We start from the raw sequence: 16,872 nt of genomic DNA, 5'->3' as shown, positions 1-16,872 counted from the left end.
TTTTTCTTTTAAGATTAGTTTGCATTAAACATTTTTCGTAGCTGCCAAAATTTCAATATTTTTCACAACATCAATGTTTTCACATTTCTTTAATTCTTTCATTAAAGCGGGAGTCAATATTTTCGGATTTAAAATTTGTGAAGCAACTTTTGCGGCAGCGTAATCTACAATTCCAATTACGTTTTCCTTTAAAAAATTTGGAGTATTGGAAGTCATAACTGCCGTTGCCCAGGAAGTGTCTCTTGCTTTTGATATAGCAAAATCCAAAACTGCGTTATCTTTTCCGTTTGAAATTTTATCAATCAAATCTACGGGATAGCAGATTTTATTTAATGAATCCTGAACCTTTTGGTTGATAGAGGCAATAACGTTGTTGATGTTTTCAAAGTCCGTTTTTAAAGGATTTATTTTTCGGTAAGGCATGATCGATGCTGCTGAAATTCCCAAATCGAGATTAATATGTGCATTCATCCCCAGGAAAATATGCTGTAAGATCAGCAGATTTTTATTTTTCGCAGCTTCAAAAGCGAAATACCATGAATTGGTGCATTTTTTTCCTTTTGAATAAGAATCCCAAGCATTAAGGTAGCGTGTTGCAAAAGCAATATCAAGCTGAGTCATTCTCGGGTTATCTTCGAATTTCTTTTGTTGAATTCCTTTCAGAACCTGTGCGGTCATAATTCTGTAAGTACATGCGAAGTAGCCAATGGGGCTTTGTTTTTGTTTGCTCCACAGGATGATTTCATCAAGCTTAGTCAGAACTTCTTCTATTGTTTTCATGGTGTTTTTATTTTTTTGCAGATCTAATTTTTATAAAGATATATCAAAATAAAAAAATATAGACAGTTTAAAACAGTGGCCATAAAAGTTGCTATAAATACAGCTAAATTATCTCTTGTTTTGTTCGTGAAAAATTTAATAATAAGATAATTAATGATATAGATAGGAATAAGCAAAAAGATATGAAATGCAATCAGGGAATTGATTAATAAAATAAGGGTAAGCATGATAATTGTGCTTACGAATGAAGCAATTATGGTTCCTATAAAACTGCTTATTATCGTATCAAAATCAACTTTTGAGTTTTCAATTCTAAAATGAATATCTGTATATTTTTCTTCAACAAGAATTGTTATTTCCTGTCTTGATAATAAATCAGAATTTAATATTAAAAGGACTTCTTGTTTTGAAGACTTGTTTAAGTAATGCTGATGAATTTCTCTGATTATCCTGTTGCGCTCATTTAATATTAATTTTTGAGTATTAATTTTTTTAATAAACTCATCAATTGAGCCTCTTTTTAATATTTCTTCTAAAAGCTCATCGCTGGGTTTTCCTTGATAATCAAGCTGATTTTTATAAGATTCAATTAAGTCATTTTCAGAAAATTTACTGTAAAAACTCATGATTACGGATTCTCTTTTGAAATTTCTTTATGATGTTCTAAATACATAGGTAAAGCGGCAGATCCGTACCACGGGAATATTTCATAACTGAAAACTCCGGCCTGAACTGCAGGATCTGTTTTTACCCACAATTCGGCTTCTTCTTTGGATTTTGTATTGAAAATAAACATGCCACGGTAGTTTTCTTTATTCTTTTCTAAAAACGGACCGGCAACAATTATTTTTCCTTCATCGGCTAGTTTTCCGATATTACTAAGATGGCCTTTCATGAGATTGCCCATTTTAGCTTTGTCCTCTATTTTTGTAGGACCTGTGGTGAGCATGACAATAGTATAAGCCTTCATTCCATACTTATCGGCACCTAGCTTTGTGGCAAGATTCTCATTGAATTTTGGTTTCGCCGAACTGTCCGGGGTATTATTCACTGAAGATGTTCCCGGTTTTCCGGGTTCTCCATCTTTGCCTTTGGTGGCGACACATGAGGAAACAATGCTGCATAGAAATAAGGGTAATAAAATTTTTTTCATGGTGTTAATCTTTTATTCTTAAAAATTCTTTCGCCAGTTCGATCATCTTTGGATCTCCGGTATATTTTCCATGTTCATCTGAGAGTTTTACCGTTGGTATCCACTCTCCGTTTGGAGCCTGTACGCCAATTAATTTCATTACAATATTCATTGGCTTTAACCCTACATCATTGGTCAGATTGGTTCCGATTCCGAAAGATATTCCGATTTTTCCTCTGCAGTAATTGGTGATTTCTTCTACTTTTTCCAGATTTAGAGCATCAGAGAAAATGATGTATTTAAACAAAGGATTGATTCCATTTTTTTGATAATGGGCAATTGTTTTGTCTGCAAATTCCAGAGGATCACCACTATCATGACGGACGCCATCAAATAGCTTTGCAAATTTCTTGTCAAATTGCTGGAAAAATACGTCTGTTGTATAGGTGTCAGAAAGTGCAACTCCCAAATCGCCTCTGTAAACATCTACCCAATGTTCCAAAGCTAATTCATTGGCCATTTTGAAGCCGTATTCCGCGGCGTGGAACATAAACCATTCATGAGCGTGGGTTCCGATGGGTTTTACGCCGTACTTCATCGCGAAATGTACGTTTGAACTTCCGATAAAAGTTGATTCTTTCTTTTGGTTTAAAGCTTCCATAACCAAATTCTGAACTTTATAAGAATGTCTTCTTCTTGTTCCGAATTCTGCGAAATTTACCCCTAATTTGGCTAATGCATCCGCTTTTTCGATCGTCTTGCTCATGACCACTTCGTTGGAATCTCTTTCCATGTGATTCATTTCATAATGAAGTTCACTGATTAAGGCTAGCAATGGAACTTCCCAAAGAATAGTTCTGTACCAGAGTCCTTCCACCACAACGCTCAAATCGCTTCCTTCCTGATGAATTTTTACTTCAGACGGATCGAAGTGATAACCTTCTAAGAAATCAAGATAAGGAAGATCAATATAAGGGCAGGTTCTTGCCATGAATTTTTTTTCATCTTTTGTCAGTTTAAGTTCCGCCATTTTATTGACAGCCTCTCTTAAAGCAATATCAAAACCCTCAGGAAACTGATGCTTTCCTCTGTTGATGAATTCATATTTTACGATAGAACTTGGGAATAATTTTACCACTGCATTCTGCATGGTTATTTTATAGAAATCGTTATCCAGGATAGAGTTTAATCTGATGTCGTGCATAATTGTGTAATTTATACGCAAATTTAATAATTAAAAATAAAATCACCTAAATGTAAGGTGATTTTTTTAATATTTTCGGATAAATTTTCCTTCATTGTGGCTGAAGTAGAGGGAAGGGATGATGGAAGTTTGTTAAAACTGTTATAACATCCAGCTTCCAACTTCCAACTTCAAGTCAGTTTACTACTTTCCAAGATAAGAATTGTACATCCAAACTTCTTTTTCCTGTTCTGTGATATAGTCGCTCATCTGAGAGTTTGTTCCTTCATCTCCTGCTTCATCCGTAATGTCCAAAAGCTCTCTTTGAAGATCTATTACTACTTTAAATGAACTTAAAATAATTTCAACACTTTTATTTCCATCCGACACTTCTTTGCTTTCCTGAATTGTTGAAACTTTTAAGTAGTCTGAATAGTTATGTGCAGGTGTTGCTCCTAACGTCAGGATTCTTTCAGCGATTTCATCAATTTTCAATACTAAACTGTTATACAGTTCTTCAAACTTTGGATGGAGGGTGAAAAACTGATCTCCTTTAATATTCCAGTGAGAACCTCTTGTGTTCTGGTAAAATACGGAATAGTTTGCAAGAAGAATATTTAATTTTTCTGCAATTTCTTTACATTTGGTTTCTTGTAAACCAATGATATTGGCATTTTTCATAAGTTTATTTTTATATACACAAAGGTAGGAAATATCATGCCGAACTGCCGGTTGAGATAATAGATGGTAACTATAGGAGGATTTTTAAAAATAATTTGAATAAGTTTTCTTATTATTGCCGCGATATGAAGAGTTTACTGATTACTTGTGGTTTGTTTTTCGGAATATGCATCCTATATATTATAATGATGCTTACGAAAACTGATTTCTTTTTTACTTATACTCTTGACGATGCCTATATTCATTTGGCATTGGCCAAGAATTTTGCTTTGCATAAGATTTGGGGAATGACTCCGTATGCTTTTTCATCTTCTTCGTCTTCTCCGATGTTTACTTTTATATTGAGTGTTTTGATATTTATCTTTGGAAATAATGAGCTGATCCCTTTGGTTTTTAATTTAATCATGGCATTTTTTTCAGTTTATTTTCTTAATAAATATTATGCTCAGCATTTTCAGAAGAGTCAGAATATCATTATTGCCTGTATTTTTACCTTATTCTTTGCGGTGGTTCATCTGCAGATTATGGCTGGGATGGAGCATGTTTTACAGCTTTTGATAATTATTATAAATATTCATTTTTTTCAAAAATGGGTGCATTCTGATTTTAAAAATCCGGAAGTTTCTTATTGGTTTTATTTTACCATTGCATTATCCGGACTGGTAAGATTTGAAAGCATGTTTTATTTTGTGTCGCTGGCCTTTGTTTTTTGTTGTCTTAAAAAATTTAAACATGCTTTCACTACACTGATTTGTGGTTTCTTACCAATCTTGATTTTTGGTTATTTTAATGAACAGCAGTCAGGCTACTTTTTGCCTAATTCTGTTGTGGTTAAGGGGACAGCTTTTGATTTATCGGGACATTATCTTTCTCAGCTAAAATTCTTAGTTGTTGATAAAGTACTTTTGAATATCACATTTTATAAAGTTGGGCTTTTTCCTCTTCTTATTGCCCTTGTTTTAATTTATAGAGACTATCGAAAGAAATATTCTTTTCATCATTTAGTTTTAAATAATTTTTTATTGATCGTCTGGTCTCTTACATTGATTTTACATGCATGTTTTGGGAATTTCCGAGGATTTTTCCGTTATGAAGCTTATATATTAGTAGCCTTTTCGATGATTTTAATTCCAAGGCTCAAAGATTTTTTTGTAAACCCTTTCGGGGAGTTTAAAAAAGATGGACTGATAGGTGTCTTTATACTTTGTAATGTCTTTTTATTGGTTTATAAATCAGGATATGCTCATTTTATGATGATCAACGGAAGTCGTAATATTTATGAGCAGCAGGTTCAGTCTGCAAGATTTTTAAAGAAATATTATAACACTTCTAAAGTTGTGGCAAATGATATAGGTGCAATTTGCTATTTTTCAGATATTCATTTGTTTGATATTGCAGGATTGGGTTCTAAAGAAATGATTCCTTTTAATGAAAAAGGAAAAGTTTTCGATCAGAAATTTGAAAATTTCCTTACTCAGTATTCAGTTGAGAATACATATGAACTGGCGATTGTTTATGAGGAATGGTTCGGTGGTCATGTTCCGAAAAACTGGAAAAAAGTGGCTGTTCTGAAAATTAATAATAATACGAACGCAGCTCTGGATCATGTAACAATTTATTCAATAGATCCTCAGGTTCATGACCAGCTTAAAGAGAATGTAAAAAACTTTAACTGGAATAAGAATGTTAAGGTAAGTATTATTCAATAACGGTGGTAGTCATAACGTTAAGTGAGCATTAAATAAACTTAAGAAAAATTATTATTTCTATATAACTGCTTGTAGATTAAAAAAATATTAGTATTTTTGCACCCTAAAATAAAAAGCAATTAAATGCCTACTATTCAACAATTAGTAAGAAAAGGAAGAGCCACGCTTGCCAAGAAGAGCAAATCGGCTGCCCTTGATTCTTGTCCACAAAGACGTGGTGTATGTACGAGAGTATATACTACTACACCTAAGAAACCTAACTCTGCACTTAGAAAAGTAGCAAGGGTAAGACTTTCTAACGGTAAAGAAGTGAATGCCTATATCCCGGGCGAAGGACATAATCTTCAAGAGCACTCGATAGTATTGGTTAGAGGCGGAAGGGTGAAAGACCTACCGGGAGTACGTTACCATATCGTAAGAGGTGCATTAGACACCGCTGGTGTAAATGGAAGAACTCAGAGAAGATCTAAGTACGGAGCTAAGAGACCTAAACCAGGACAAGCAGCTGCTGCTCCTGCAAAAGGAAAGAAAAAATAATCATTAAATAAGGTACAGAAACAATGAGAAAGACAAAAGCGAAAAAAAGACCGTTGTTACCAGATCCGAAGTTTAATGATCAATTGGTAACTAGATTCGTAAACAACTTGATGCTAGATGGTAAAAAATCTATCGCATTCAAAATTTTCTATGATGCATTAGAGATCGTAGAAACTAAAAAAGGAGATAACGAAAAAACTGCACTAGAAATCTGGAAAGATGCACTTACAAATGTAATGCCTCACGTAGAAGTACGTTCTAGAAGAGTAGGTGGAGCTAACTTCCAAATTCCTATGCCAATCAGAGCCGATAGAAAAATTTCTATGGCAATGAAATGGTTAATCAAATATTCTAAAGCTAGAAATGATAAGTCTATGGCTTTGAAATTAGCTAACGAAGTTGTAGCTGCTTCAAGAGAAGAAGGTGCTGCTTACAAGAAAAAGAGTGATACTCACAAAATGGCGGAAGCTAACAAAGCGTTTTCACACTTTAAATTCTAATCTGAAATGGGAAGAGATCTTAAATTTACAAGAAATATTGGTATTGCTGCGCATATTGATGCAGGTAAAACTACCACTACAGAAAGAATTTTATTCTATACAGGTGTAAACCACAAAATTGGTGAAGTTCACGATGGTGCTTCTACAATGGACTGGATGGAGCAGGAAGCTGAAAGAGGTATTACTATTACTTCTGCTGCGACTACTTGTTCTTGGAACTTTCCAACTGATCAGGGAAAACCTTTAGCTGATACTAAACCTTACCACTTCAACATCATCGATACACCGGGACACGTTGACTTCACTGTAGAAGTAAACAGATCTTTAAGAGTATTGGATGGATTGGTATTCTTATTCTCAGCAGTAGATGGAGTAGAGCCTCAGTCTGAAACAAACTGGAGACTTGCTGACAACTACAAAGTTGCTAGAATGGGATTCGTAAACAAAATGGACAGACAAGGTGCTGACTTCCTTAACGTGGTAAACCAGGTTAAGACAATGTTAGGATCAAACGCAGTTCCAATCGTTTTACCAATCGGTGCTGAAGAAGATTTCAAAGGTGTTGTAGACTTAATTAAAAACAGAGCGATCATCTGGGATGAAGCAGGACAGGGAGCTACTTTCGAAGTAGTGCCAATTCCTGAAGACATGAAGGATGAAGTTCTTGAATATAGAGAGAAACTAGTAGAAGCTGTTGCTGACTACGATGATACTTTGATGGAGAAATTCTTCGAAGATCCAGATTCAATCTCTGAAGAAGAAATCAACGAAGCTCTAAGAAAAGCTACTATTGATTTATCTATTATCCCAATGACTTGTGGTTCTTCATTCAAAAATAAAGGAGTACAGTTTATGTTGGATGCAGTATGTAAATATTTGCCTTCTCCATTGGATAAAGATGATATCAAAGGTACTGATCCTAGAACTGACGCTGAAATTACAAGAAAACCAGACGTAAACGAGCCGTTCTCGGCTTTAGCATTTAAGATTGCTACTGACCCATTCGTGGGAAGATTGGCATTCTTCAGAGCATACTCTGGAAGACTAGATGCAGGTTCTTATATCTTGAACACTCGTTCTGGAGATAAAGAAAGAATCTCAAGAATCTATCAAATGCACGCTAACAAGCAAAACCCGGTAGAATATATTGAAGCTGGTGATATTGGTGCTGCGGTAGGATTTAAATCTATCAAAACTGGTGATACAATGTGTGACGAGAAAAACCCAATCGTTCTTGAATCGATGGTTTTCCCTGATCCGGTAATTGGTATCGCTGTTGAGCCTAAAACTAAAGCTGACCAAGATAAAATGGGTAACGCATTAGCTAAATTGGCTGAAGAAGATCCAACGTTCACAGTGAGAACTGACGAGGCTTCTGGACAAACGATTATCTCTGGTATGGGTGAGCTTCACTTGGATATCATTGTTGACCGTATGAAGAGAGAATTCAAAGTTGAAGTAAACCAAGGACAACCTCAGGTAGAGTACAAAGAAAACTTAACAAAAGTTGCCAGCCATAGAGAAGTTTACAAAAAACAATCTGGTGGTAAAGGTAAATTTGCTGATATCGTATTTGAACTTGGACCTGCTGACGAAGGTAAAATTGGTTTAGAATTCATCAACGAGATCAAAGGTGGTAACGTTCCTAGAGAATTTGTTCCTGCTATTGAAAAAGGCTTTAAAGCTGCAATGAAGAACGGTCCTTTGGCTGGTTTCGAAGTTGAAGGTATTAAAGTTATTCTTAAGGATGGATCTTTCCACGCAGTGGATTCTGATGCACTTTCTTTTGAATTAGCTGCTAAGCTTGGTTTCAAGGAAGCTGGTAAAGCTGCGAAACCAGTAATTATGGAGCCTATTATGAAATTGGAGGTTGTAACTCCGGAAGAGTATATGGGTAACATTATTGGTGACCTTAACAAGAGAAGAGGTACTATCAGCGGTCAGGAAGAGAAAAACGGAGCTGTTGTAATCAAAGGTTCTGTTCCACTTTCTGAAATGTTTGGATATGTAACAACTCTAAGAACACTTTCATCAGGAAGAGCTACTTCTTCTATGGAATTAGAGAAATATTTACCAACTCCACAAAACGTTGCTGAAGATATCATTGCTAAAGCAAAAGGTTAATTTTTAAATTAAAGAAATGTCACAAAGAATCAGAATAAAACTAAAATCTTACGATTACAACTTGGTAGACAAGTCTGCTGAGAAAATCGTAAAAACGGTAAAGGCTACTGGTGCTGTTGTAAACGGTCCAATTCCATTGCCAACGAATAAGAGAATCTTCACTGTGTTGAGATCTCCGCACGTAAACAAGAAGGCAAGAGAGCAGTTCCAATTATCAGCTCACAAGAGATTGATGGATATCTACTCTTCTTCTTCTAAAACTGTTGATGCTCTAATGAAATTAGAACTTCCTTCAGGTGTAGACGTAGAAATTAAAGTGTGATAACTTGCATACTTTGCAATGATTATATGAATCCGTTCCTTTTTGGAACGGATTTTTTTATTTTATTTTTTACCCTTTATTTTTACGAAATCATTAGTTTAATAAGTATAAATAATAAGTCATTGTTTTGATAATTATAAGCACATTTAAGGTTTAAATTTTATTGTGTTTTATGAGTTTTTGTGTTTTATTAAACTTAAATTAAAAGTGTTGGTGACCAGCACTACGGTTTTGAAATGTTGTTACATTTGCTGAGTTATTATTTCAATTTTAAAACACAGTTAAATTAACACAAATGAAACAAACATCTATTTTAGCGTTGTATAAGACGACTGCTCGTACAAGTAATTTACTATTATCTACCCTTAGTTTTTTCCTGCTATTTTTATTAGCATCATGTCATAATGATGAAGATGTTAATTACGATCTCACAGCATATCCGTCAGATCTCGTAAGTACACCAATTTATACTTCAAACTTTCCGTTAGCCGTAGCTGAAGCTCAGTCACCTATTAATATCGAGCCATCGAAAGCCATTGTCTTTCACAGCGTGGACCCAGTTTTACATTATGGTGCTATTACTCTGAATTCAGTAGCAAACAATGCCGGAGAAAACCTGAGAGTGAATGTAAGCGGTTCGGATAGTTCAAACAACTACATCACTGTTGGCGGTAAGAAATATTATCTTGTCAATTTCCATTTCCATTACAGCAGTGAGCACACCGTAGACGGAAAATACAGTAAAATGGAGATACACTTTGTCAATGTTTCTTCTGACAATTCATACGCCGTTTTAAGTGTTATGGTTGAACCCGGGAATGTCAATACTTCATTACAAAATTTGTTTAGCCAGTCTCCTGTAATGGCTAATGCCATTAATTCTCCTAATACGACTTTTGACCTTACTGCTCTATTCCCAAGTAATACCAGATCGTATTACACTTATAATGGTTCATTAACTACTCCGAACTTTGGTGCAGCTTCAGCTGTTACCAACGGAGGACCGGTGACCTGGTTTGTATTTAAAGACAAACAGCAGATATCAGATACAGAATTTAATTCTTATACGGGTATCTACACAGAACCGAACTTCAGAGCAATTCAGCCTTTAAAAGGCCGAAAAGTATATGTAAATCCCGGATTTTAATCAAAGCTTTTTTAATAATTAATAAATATTTTCAATCCCTGTTTTTAAGCAGGGATTTTTTATGCAGGTAATTTAAAGAATAGTCTTGGTTATTTTTTGAATTAAAATTTAGTATTTACAATACAGGTCTTTTCAAATTTATTCTTTGATAAGTGAGATATATCATTTTGTTTTATTTATTTAGAATTAATAAAAATAATATTTTCGCTAAAAATTATTAAATGAATAAAATAGTATCTATTTCGCTGCTTGTTTTAGGGGCGGTTTTTGTAAATGCACAACAGGTGAATGATTCTATTAACAAAGAAAGTAAGATTGAAGAAGTAGAATTATTCGGAGAAAGAAAAAAACAGCCAGAAGGTCTGGAAGCTATCACCAGGCTTCCGCTAAAACCGAGAGACCAGATCCAGAGTATTTCTGTAATTTCCTACAAAGTGATCGAAGATCTTGGAGGGCTGACCGTAACAGATGTTGCGAAAAACGTTCCCGGGGTTACTCAGTTTGGAAGTTATGGGGGAACAAGAGAAAGTATGTCTATCCGAGGGTATCGGGGAGTTCCTGTTCTTAAAAACGGAGTTCAGCTCGATTCAGATTTTAGAACTGCTGCGATGCTTACAGATATGCAGGGAGTGGAAAGTATTCAGGTAATAAAAGGTTCTGCCGCCGTTACACAAGGGATTGGTGATGGATTAGGATCTGCTGGAGGAGTCATCAATGTTGTTACAAAAGTTCCGAAATTTATCAATCAGACCAATGTAGGTTTCAGATATGGAAGCTGGGACTTTTACAGACCCACTGTAGATTTTCAACACGTTTTAGATTCTAAAGGCAGAGTTGCCGTAAGATTGAATGCCGCTTATCAGGATAATAACAGCTTCAGACGATTTGTTAATACAGACCGTATTTATGTCAATCCATCCATCGCCATTCGTCCGGACGACAAAACTGAAGTAGTGGTTGAAATGGATTATTTGCATAATAATACAACTCCAGACAGAGGTACCGTAAATTTAGCTAAAGGTGATACGGAAGCTTTATATGAAATGCCAAACAGAAAGTTTCTTGGTTTTTCTACGGATAATGCAAAAACAGAATCATTTAATTTCTCAACCACAGCTACTAGAAAACTGACAGATAAACTTAAGCTTAGAGCTGCTTTTATGAGTTCGTCCTATCAGTCAGATATATCCGGAGCATCGTTGACACCGGTAGACAGCAAAAACCCAAACCAATTCCGAAACAGATCGCTTACAAGATCCGAACGTGAAGATCTGAACAAAGTATTTCAATTCGATTTTATGGGTGCAGATGTAAAGACAGGTGCTTTAAAGCATACATTTCAATTGGGATTCGACTGGAAAGAATCTACAGTAACAACAACTTCTTACGCTTCGAAAAATATAGATCGTATCAATGTGCTTGAGGAGATAAATAATATTCTTCCTTCTACAATAGATCCTGTTAATTTTAGCGGGAAAAATATGGCAGATCCTATCACAACACCGTCATTGGGATTGATGGCTCAGGATGTTATTACATTCAATAAGTATATTAAAGCCCATTTGGGAATCCGTTACAGTAGACTGAACGCTTCTGATAAAGATCCTAATCATGCGTGGAACCCATCGTTTGGAATAATGATTTCACCCATTGAAAATATGAATGTCTTCGGATCATATACCAGCACTACTTCTTTGAGATCTGCTAACAATATTCTTTTGGACGGAGGTGCTGTAGGCGCTTCTAATACGAAACAGTGGGAGGCAGGGATTAAGTCAGACTGGTTCAATGAGCGCTTGAGATTTAATGTTACTTTATTCGATATAAAAACAGACCATCTTTCCTTTACGATACTGGATGAAAACTATAACCCTGTCATCATTGACAAGCAAACAATGTACGGTCTTGCAGGTGAGCTGAGAAGAAAAGGAATTGAAGTAGAACTGATCGGAAGAATTCTTCCAAATCTTCAGGTAATGTCCGGGTGGGCCTACCTTGATGCTCAATATCAGAACAGCCCGGCTTATGTCAATGGATCTGCTCCGATGAATACGCCGAAGCATACCGCAAATGCTTGGCTGAATTACAAATTTAATACAGGTGCTTTGAACGGTCTTGATGTAGGTGCCGGAATTTACTATGTAGGAACAAGACCTGTAGATGAATGGACACAAAAGACATTTACCGCCGGACATGCAAATAGTGTTGAGCCGGGACTGAAGCCGTTCAATATGCCAGAATATACAACTGTAGATGCTCAGGTTGGATACGCTTTGAAAAATGGAATTGGAATCAGGGTATTCTTCAATAATATTTTCGATTCAGTAGGATACAGCTCTTATTTCAGGGGCGGATATATTGATCAGATCCAGCCTAGAAATTTCGCCGCTCAAATCAATTATAAATTTTAAACAATATACATATGATAAACTTTAGTATGAAAGCTTTTTTATTAGCCATGTTTTCTTTTCTGATTATTTCTTGTTCGGAAGACAATAAAAAAAGAGGAGTGGATTATAATCAATTTAAAACACAGGTGAAATTGACTCCTGAACAGGAAAAAAGCTTTAACGAAATCACTGCGAAATATCAAAAGCAACAGGAACAAAACTTTGAAGCGGCAAAAGCGCAGGGTGGAAAAATGGACCGCGTTGCTCTGGGAATTAAAAATGAAGAGCTGAGAGCAAAACAGGCGGAAGAAATGTCAACTGTTTTAGATGCTGAGCAGATGGGAAAATTCAACAAATTCGTGGATGAAAATTCAAGAAAAAGACCACGATATAATAATCAGGTTTTAGAACGTATCAAAACAGAGTTACAACTTTCAGAAGAGCAGTTTGCCATGTTGAATGCTGCCAATGATGCCTTCGAAAAGTCATTCAATGATGCTCATGATGTTTATCACGGAAATAATGACCTTGCCAAAGAATATTGGGAAAAGTTTGACGGACAGAGAAAGGAAGCATTGAAAAAAGTTTTTACATCAGAACAATATGCTAAGTTTCTGGAAATTGTAAAAGACCAGCACTTCAAGGGTCGAAAATAAGTATTATTTAATCTAAATTAGAAGAAGCATTAAAACAGTCTATTATTGTTTTAATGCTTTTCCATTCACCATATGAAAGCATCACGTCTGAGAAAAACGCTTATCAGAAAAAGAAGAAAAAATGAATCCCTTTTCAAATATACAATGGGATTGCTTCATCTCTGGCTGGGATTAATTTCAGGAATCGTGATTGTTGTAGTGTGCTTGTCCGGATGTATTTACGCTTTTAAAAATCAGTTTACAGATTTACTAAATAAAGATAAAGTCTTTGTTAAAGAAAATGACGGTGTAAGAAAATCGGCAGAGCAGATTCAAAATATCTTGCTTCAGGAAGGTAAAATTCTGACGAGCCTTGTTATTCCGGTAAATAAAGACCGAAGCTTTGTGGTTTCTTACACTAAAGATCGGTCAGATTATTCTGTATATTTTGATCCCTATCGGGGAACAGATCTTGGAACTGCAGATGTAAGCATGAATCATTTCTTTGAAGTGATACTGGATCTTCACCGGAATCTGATGATGGGGAATATAGGAAGACAGATTAACGGGGCTGCCGTTTTAATGTTCTGCATATTGCTTTTTTCGGGTTTTATACTTTGGATTCCTAAAAAGATGAAACATTTAAAGCAGTCTCTAACCATCAAGTTCACGGGCAAGTTTCAGCGGATCAACTATGATCTTCATAACACCATGGGATTTTATGCATGCCTGGTATTATTCTTCATAGCAGTCACAGGGCTTTATATTACCTATCCATGGGTGAAAAATACAATGATCATTTCTTTGGGAGGAACTTCTATTTCAGACCTTTCAAAAGAGTCAAAAGATGAAACCGGTGCTTTTGATTCAATTTTTAATGATATGCTTGACCGACAGAAAGAAAAATCAACATTAAAAGAAGAAAAAACAGTTTCGCTGCAGGAAATTTTACACTTGGCGGACAAAATTCTTCCCTATAAAGGAATGATCACGATTGAATTACCCAATAAAGATAATCCGAGATTTACGGTCACTAAAATTAATACTGATAATTGGCTGGGAGCAATGCTTCCCGATGAGATCACTTTTGATAAAACCGGACATTTTAAATCGAAAGAACTTTTTGCCGATAAACCACTCAATAAACAATTTACATCGCTTGCCAAGCCGTTACATACCGGGGAAATTTTAGGTTTGAAAAGTATTGTATTTTACTTTATAGTCTGTTTTATCGGCTTTTCTCTTCCTGTGACTGGTTTTATCTTTTGGTTTAATAAATTCAGGAAAGTGAAGGCTTAATTTAATATCTTTATCTTAAGATTTTAATAAAATGGCAGATAAAGATAAAAGTGTTTTTGAAAAGTTCTCCGATTGGGCTACAAAATTTACCGGCAGTTCTTATGCATTCATTGGAGCTACACTTATTGTTTTGGTCTGGGCAGTTTCCGGACCTGTTTTCAATTATTCTGAAACCTGGCAGCTTGTCATCAACACAGGAACAACTATTATCACTTTTTTAATGGTTTTTCTCATTCAGAAATCACAAAATAAAGATTCAAAAGCTATTCAGATTAAACTGAATGAACTCATTGCTGCCAATGAAAAAGCCAGCAACAGAATTGTAGATATCGAAGATCTTACGGAAAAAGAATTGGATCAGCTTCATTGTTATTATGAAAAGCTGGCAGATTTTGCTAAAGAAGATGCAGATATTCATACTTCTCATTCTATCGATGCAGCTCAAAGAAATCAAGACTATAAACATGAGTTTTTCAAAAGGAAGCATGATGAATGGCTTGAAAAACAACAGAAAAAATAAATACTCTTTGGCAGTAGTTACAAAGCTTTCGGAATTCCGAAAGCTTTTTTATTACAACCATTTACAAAATAATTGCATCTCTATATTTAATACGACACTTTTTGTCGCTAAGCAATAATACCTTTGTCATTCAATAATAGAAATCAGTATGTTATGATTGAAAAAATAATAAATCTCTTTGTAGAGAAGATAAAAATTTTTAGTTTTGTAACCGTAAATAACACAATAAAACACAAAGATGAATAAAATTACCTCAGAAATGATGCATTTTCCATATGCATAAACATCAATCAACAAAATCAGTAAAAACAAATAATTAATAAATAAACTAAGGGGATGAAAAAACTCTACATGGGTGCATTTTTAATGTGCACGACTGCTGTATTGTATGCTCAGGAAGTCGTTTGGCAGAAAGACATCAAATCCAATACTCAGGATTTTCTAAGCCAGGTAACCACTACCATTGACGGACAATACTTAATTACAGGAAGCAGTATTCAAAGCAGTAAGCTTCAGGCAGGAGGCAGTAAACAGAATAACGGCTATGATTTTCATTTGGTTAAGCTTAAAGGGCAGGGTGATGAAGTCTGGGAAAAATATTTTTCAGGACAAAACCATGATTTCCTGTCAGCTACCGTAAATACTCAGGAAGGAGGATTTTTAGTAGCGGGAACGTCTTATTCCGGAAAAGGTCTTGACAAAAAAGAGGATTCAAAAGGAGGATCAGACCTTTGGTTAATCCGAATCAATGAGTTTGGAGATGAACTGTGGCAAAAGACGATCGGAACAAATGCAGATGAAGAAGCAAGATCAGTAATTCAGACGACAGATTTAGGCTTTTTTGTGGTAGGAAACGTTCAGAATTCGTCTAAAGGATATGGTTCCAAGGATGTTTTGGTGGTAAGACTTGATAAAAATGGAAAAGAATTATCCCAATTGATTTTAGGAGGAAAAGGCCTGGATGAAGTGGAAAAAATGATTCCTACCAGAGATGGAGGAGCACTGTTAGGGATATATTCTAGAAGTGGGAAAGTGTCAGGGAGCAGGAAGCTGGAGGCTGGAAGTATTGCCAAACAAACGGAGAATTACGGAGAAGGTGATTACTGGATTGTAAAGCTTGATAAAGACGGTAAAGTACAGTGGGAAAAGAACTTCGGAGGAAAAGGAGATGATCATTTAAGAACATTGGCATTGACTTCAACCGGATATTTACTTGGAGGAGAATCAAGATCTGAAAGGTCAGGGAATAAATCTGTCGGGATTGAAGAAGGAACTGATTTGTGGTTGATTTCTTTGGATGAAAAAGGAGAAGAGATCTGGCAGAAGTCTTACAATTTCAAAAACAGGGATGTTTTGATGGGAATGAGCGTTCTACACAGTTCTGATGATAAATCTTCGAAAGGAATCTTATTAGGCGACTATACTCAGGCAGAAGGAAGAATAGAGAATAATGATGAAACTTTTTGGATGCTTTATTTAAACGAAAGCGGCAATGAGCAGTGGAGAAAGCATGTGAAAGATGAATCTAGAAAGAAAGAGGAAAGATTATCTGATATTAAATTGAACAAAGATGGTTCGATCATTTTAGCAGGAACGAGTGCTGAAGAACTAGGAAAAGAGAACTGGAAGATTGTGAAATTGGGTGACAAGCAGATTGATCAGTTGATCGAAAAGCAGGATATTAAGATTTATCCGAATCCTGTTTCAGATTATGCGTATGTAGAAATCGGCTATGATTTTAAGGAAGCTGATATCATTATGTATGATATGGGAGGCAGACAGATCCAAAACCTGAAAACCAAGAATAAAGTAACAAAGATTAACACTCAGGCTTTAATTCAGGGAGCTTATCTGGTGACCATCAAAACAGATACAAATAAAACGGCGAATGCTAAATTGATTAAAAAGTAAAA

At 35.4% G+C, this 16,872-nt stretch carries 16 protein-coding genes; 11 read left to right on the top strand and 5 right to left on the bottom strand.

The genetic code is table 11. The features are described 5' to 3' along the window. Positions 1-24 precede the first annotated feature (24 nt). From M2373_RS12010 to M2373_RS11990, 5 genes are all read right to left on the bottom strand, one after another. Complete coding sequence (locus M2373_RS12010) at positions 25-780, bottom strand: DUF5995 family protein (RefSeq protein ID WP_259110959.1); 756 nt, start codon at positions 778-780, stop codon at positions 25-27. A 23-nt stretch (positions 781-803) separates the two neighbouring features. Continuing rightward, complete coding sequence (locus M2373_RS12005) at positions 804-1,406, bottom strand: hypothetical protein (protein WP_259110955.1); 603 nt, start codon at positions 1,404-1,406, stop codon at positions 804-806. Positions 1,407-1,408: 2 nt separating this feature from the next. After that, positions 1,409-1,933, bottom strand: coding sequence for a YciI family protein (locus M2373_RS12000; RefSeq protein WP_259110953.1), 525 nt, complete (start codon positions 1,931-1,933; stop codon positions 1,409-1,411). A gap of 4 nt (positions 1,934-1,937) precedes the next feature. Continuing rightward, complete coding sequence (gene pncB, locus M2373_RS11995; protein WP_259110951.1) at positions 1,938-3,116, bottom strand: nicotinate phosphoribosyltransferase; 1,179 nt, start codon at positions 3,114-3,116, stop codon at positions 1,938-1,940. A gap of 183 nt (positions 3,117-3,299) precedes the next feature. Then, complete coding sequence (locus M2373_RS11990) at positions 3,300-3,776, bottom strand: Dps family protein (RefSeq protein WP_259110948.1); 477 nt, start codon at positions 3,774-3,776, stop codon at positions 3,300-3,302. Positions 3,777-3,961: 185 nt separating this feature from the next. Here M2373_RS11990 and M2373_RS11985 point away from each other — a divergent pair, with 185 nt between their 5' ends. The 11 genes from M2373_RS11985 to M2373_RS11935 all read left to right on the top strand — a co-directional run bounded on the left by M2373_RS11985 (position 3,962) and on the right by M2373_RS11935 (position 16,870). Continuing rightward, complete coding sequence (locus M2373_RS11985) at positions 3,962-5,485, top strand: hypothetical protein (protein WP_259110946.1); 1,524 nt, start codon at positions 3,962-3,964, stop codon at positions 5,483-5,485. A gap of 123 nt (positions 5,486-5,608) precedes the next feature. Then, positions 5,609-6,022: a 30S ribosomal protein S12 gene (gene rpsL, locus M2373_RS11980; protein ID WP_002983146.1), complete on the top strand. Its 414-nt coding sequence runs from the start codon at positions 5,609-5,611 to the stop codon at positions 6,020-6,022. A 23-nt stretch (positions 6,023-6,045) separates the two neighbouring features. Next, a complete protein-coding gene (rpsG, locus tag M2373_RS11975) occupies positions 6,046-6,522 on the top strand; it encodes a 30S ribosomal protein S7 (RefSeq protein ID WP_047491372.1) in 477 nt (158 codons plus the stop codon). A gap of 6 nt (positions 6,523-6,528) precedes the next feature. Next, the gene (fusA, locus tag M2373_RS11970; RefSeq protein ID WP_259110942.1) at positions 6,529-8,646 is read left to right on the top strand and encodes an elongation factor G; all 2,118 of its coding nucleotides are present in this window, start codon (positions 6,529-6,531) and stop codon (positions 8,644-8,646) included. Positions 8,647-8,662: 16 nt separating this feature from the next. Next, complete coding sequence (rpsJ, locus tag M2373_RS11965) at positions 8,663-8,968, top strand: 30S ribosomal protein S10 (protein WP_002661363.1); 306 nt, start codon at positions 8,663-8,665, stop codon at positions 8,966-8,968. 295 nt (positions 8,969-9,263) lie between these two features. After that, positions 9,264-10,115, top strand: a complete 852-nt coding sequence (locus M2373_RS11960; RefSeq protein WP_259110940.1) for a carbonic anhydrase family protein — start codon at positions 9,264-9,266, stop codon at positions 10,113-10,115. Positions 10,116-10,336: 221 nt separating this feature from the next. Then, entirely contained in the window at positions 10,337-12,526 is a 2,190-nt protein-coding gene (locus M2373_RS11955) for a TonB-dependent siderophore receptor (RefSeq protein WP_259110938.1), read from the top strand. 26 nt (positions 12,527-12,552) lie between these two features. Next, a complete protein-coding gene (locus tag M2373_RS11950; RefSeq protein WP_259110936.1) occupies positions 12,553-13,161 on the top strand; it encodes a hypothetical protein in 609 nt (202 codons plus the stop codon). A gap of 72 nt (positions 13,162-13,233) precedes the next feature. Continuing rightward, positions 13,234-14,439 (top strand): PepSY domain-containing protein, encoded by a 1,206-nt coding sequence (locus M2373_RS11945; protein ID WP_259110934.1) that lies wholly within the window; start codon positions 13,234-13,236, stop codon positions 14,437-14,439. A 31-nt stretch (positions 14,440-14,470) separates the two neighbouring features. After that, positions 14,471-14,959 (top strand): low affinity iron permease family protein, encoded by a 489-nt coding sequence (locus M2373_RS11940; protein WP_259110931.1) that lies wholly within the window; start codon positions 14,471-14,473, stop codon positions 14,957-14,959. Between the two features lie 336 nt (positions 14,960-15,295). Next, positions 15,296-16,870: a T9SS type A sorting domain-containing protein gene (locus tag M2373_RS11935; protein WP_259110928.1), complete on the top strand. Its 1,575-nt coding sequence runs from the start codon at positions 15,296-15,298 to the stop codon at positions 16,868-16,870. The last annotated feature ends 2 nt before the right edge of the window (positions 16,871-16,872 follow it).

It is taken from the genome of Chryseobacterium sp. JUb7 (genome assembly GCF_024806495.1).
Lineage (GTDB): Bacteria > Bacteroidota > Bacteroidia > Flavobacteriales > Weeksellaceae > Chryseobacterium.
This window is presented reverse-complemented; position numbering and strand designations above follow the sequence as displayed.

Bases quoted from the DNA above. Each gene is read 5' to 3' on its own strand.
- M2373_RS12010 (WP_259110959.1), bottom strand. From the start codon at position 780: ATGAAAACAATAGAAGAAGTTCTGACTAAGCTTGATGAAATCATCCTG.
- M2373_RS12005 (WP_259110955.1), bottom strand. From the start codon at position 1,406: ATGAGTTTTTACAGTAAATTTTCTGAAAATGACTTAATTGAATCTTAT.
- M2373_RS12000 (WP_259110953.1), bottom strand. From the start codon at position 1,933: ATGAAAAAAATTTTATTACCCTTATTTCTATGCAGCATTGTTTCCTCA.
- pncB (WP_259110951.1), bottom strand. From the start codon at position 3,116: ATGCACGACATCAGATTAAACTCTATCCTGGATAACGATTTCTATAAA.
- M2373_RS11990 (WP_259110948.1), bottom strand. From the start codon at position 3,776: ATGAAAAATGCCAATATCATTGGTTTACAAGAAACCAAATGTAAAGAA.
- M2373_RS11985 (WP_259110946.1), top strand. From the start codon at position 3,962: ATGATGCTTACGAAAACTGATTTCTTTTTTACTTATACTCTTGACGAT.
- rpsL (WP_002983146.1), top strand. From the start codon at position 5,609: ATGCCTACTATTCAACAATTAGTAAGAAAAGGAAGAGCCACGCTTGCC.
- rpsG (WP_047491372.1), top strand. From the start codon at position 6,046: ATGAGAAAGACAAAAGCGAAAAAAAGACCGTTGTTACCAGATCCGAAG.
- fusA (WP_259110942.1), top strand. From the start codon at position 6,529: ATGGGAAGAGATCTTAAATTTACAAGAAATATTGGTATTGCTGCGCAT.
- rpsJ (WP_002661363.1), top strand. From the start codon at position 8,663: ATGTCACAAAGAATCAGAATAAAACTAAAATCTTACGATTACAACTTG.
- M2373_RS11960 (WP_259110940.1), top strand. From the start codon at position 9,264: ATGAAACAAACATCTATTTTAGCGTTGTATAAGACGACTGCTCGTACA.
- M2373_RS11955 (WP_259110938.1), top strand. From the start codon at position 10,337: ATGAATAAAATAGTATCTATTTCGCTGCTTGTTTTAGGGGCGGTTTTT.
- M2373_RS11950 (WP_259110936.1), top strand. From the start codon at position 12,553: ATGAAAGCTTTTTTATTAGCCATGTTTTCTTTTCTGATTATTTCTTGT.
- M2373_RS11945 (WP_259110934.1), top strand. From the start codon at position 13,234: ATGAAAGCATCACGTCTGAGAAAAACGCTTATCAGAAAAAGAAGAAAA.
- M2373_RS11940 (WP_259110931.1), top strand. From the start codon at position 14,471: ATGGCAGATAAAGATAAAAGTGTTTTTGAAAAGTTCTCCGATTGGGCT.
- M2373_RS11935 (WP_259110928.1), top strand. From the start codon at position 15,296: ATGAAAAAACTCTACATGGGTGCATTTTTAATGTGCACGACTGCTGTA.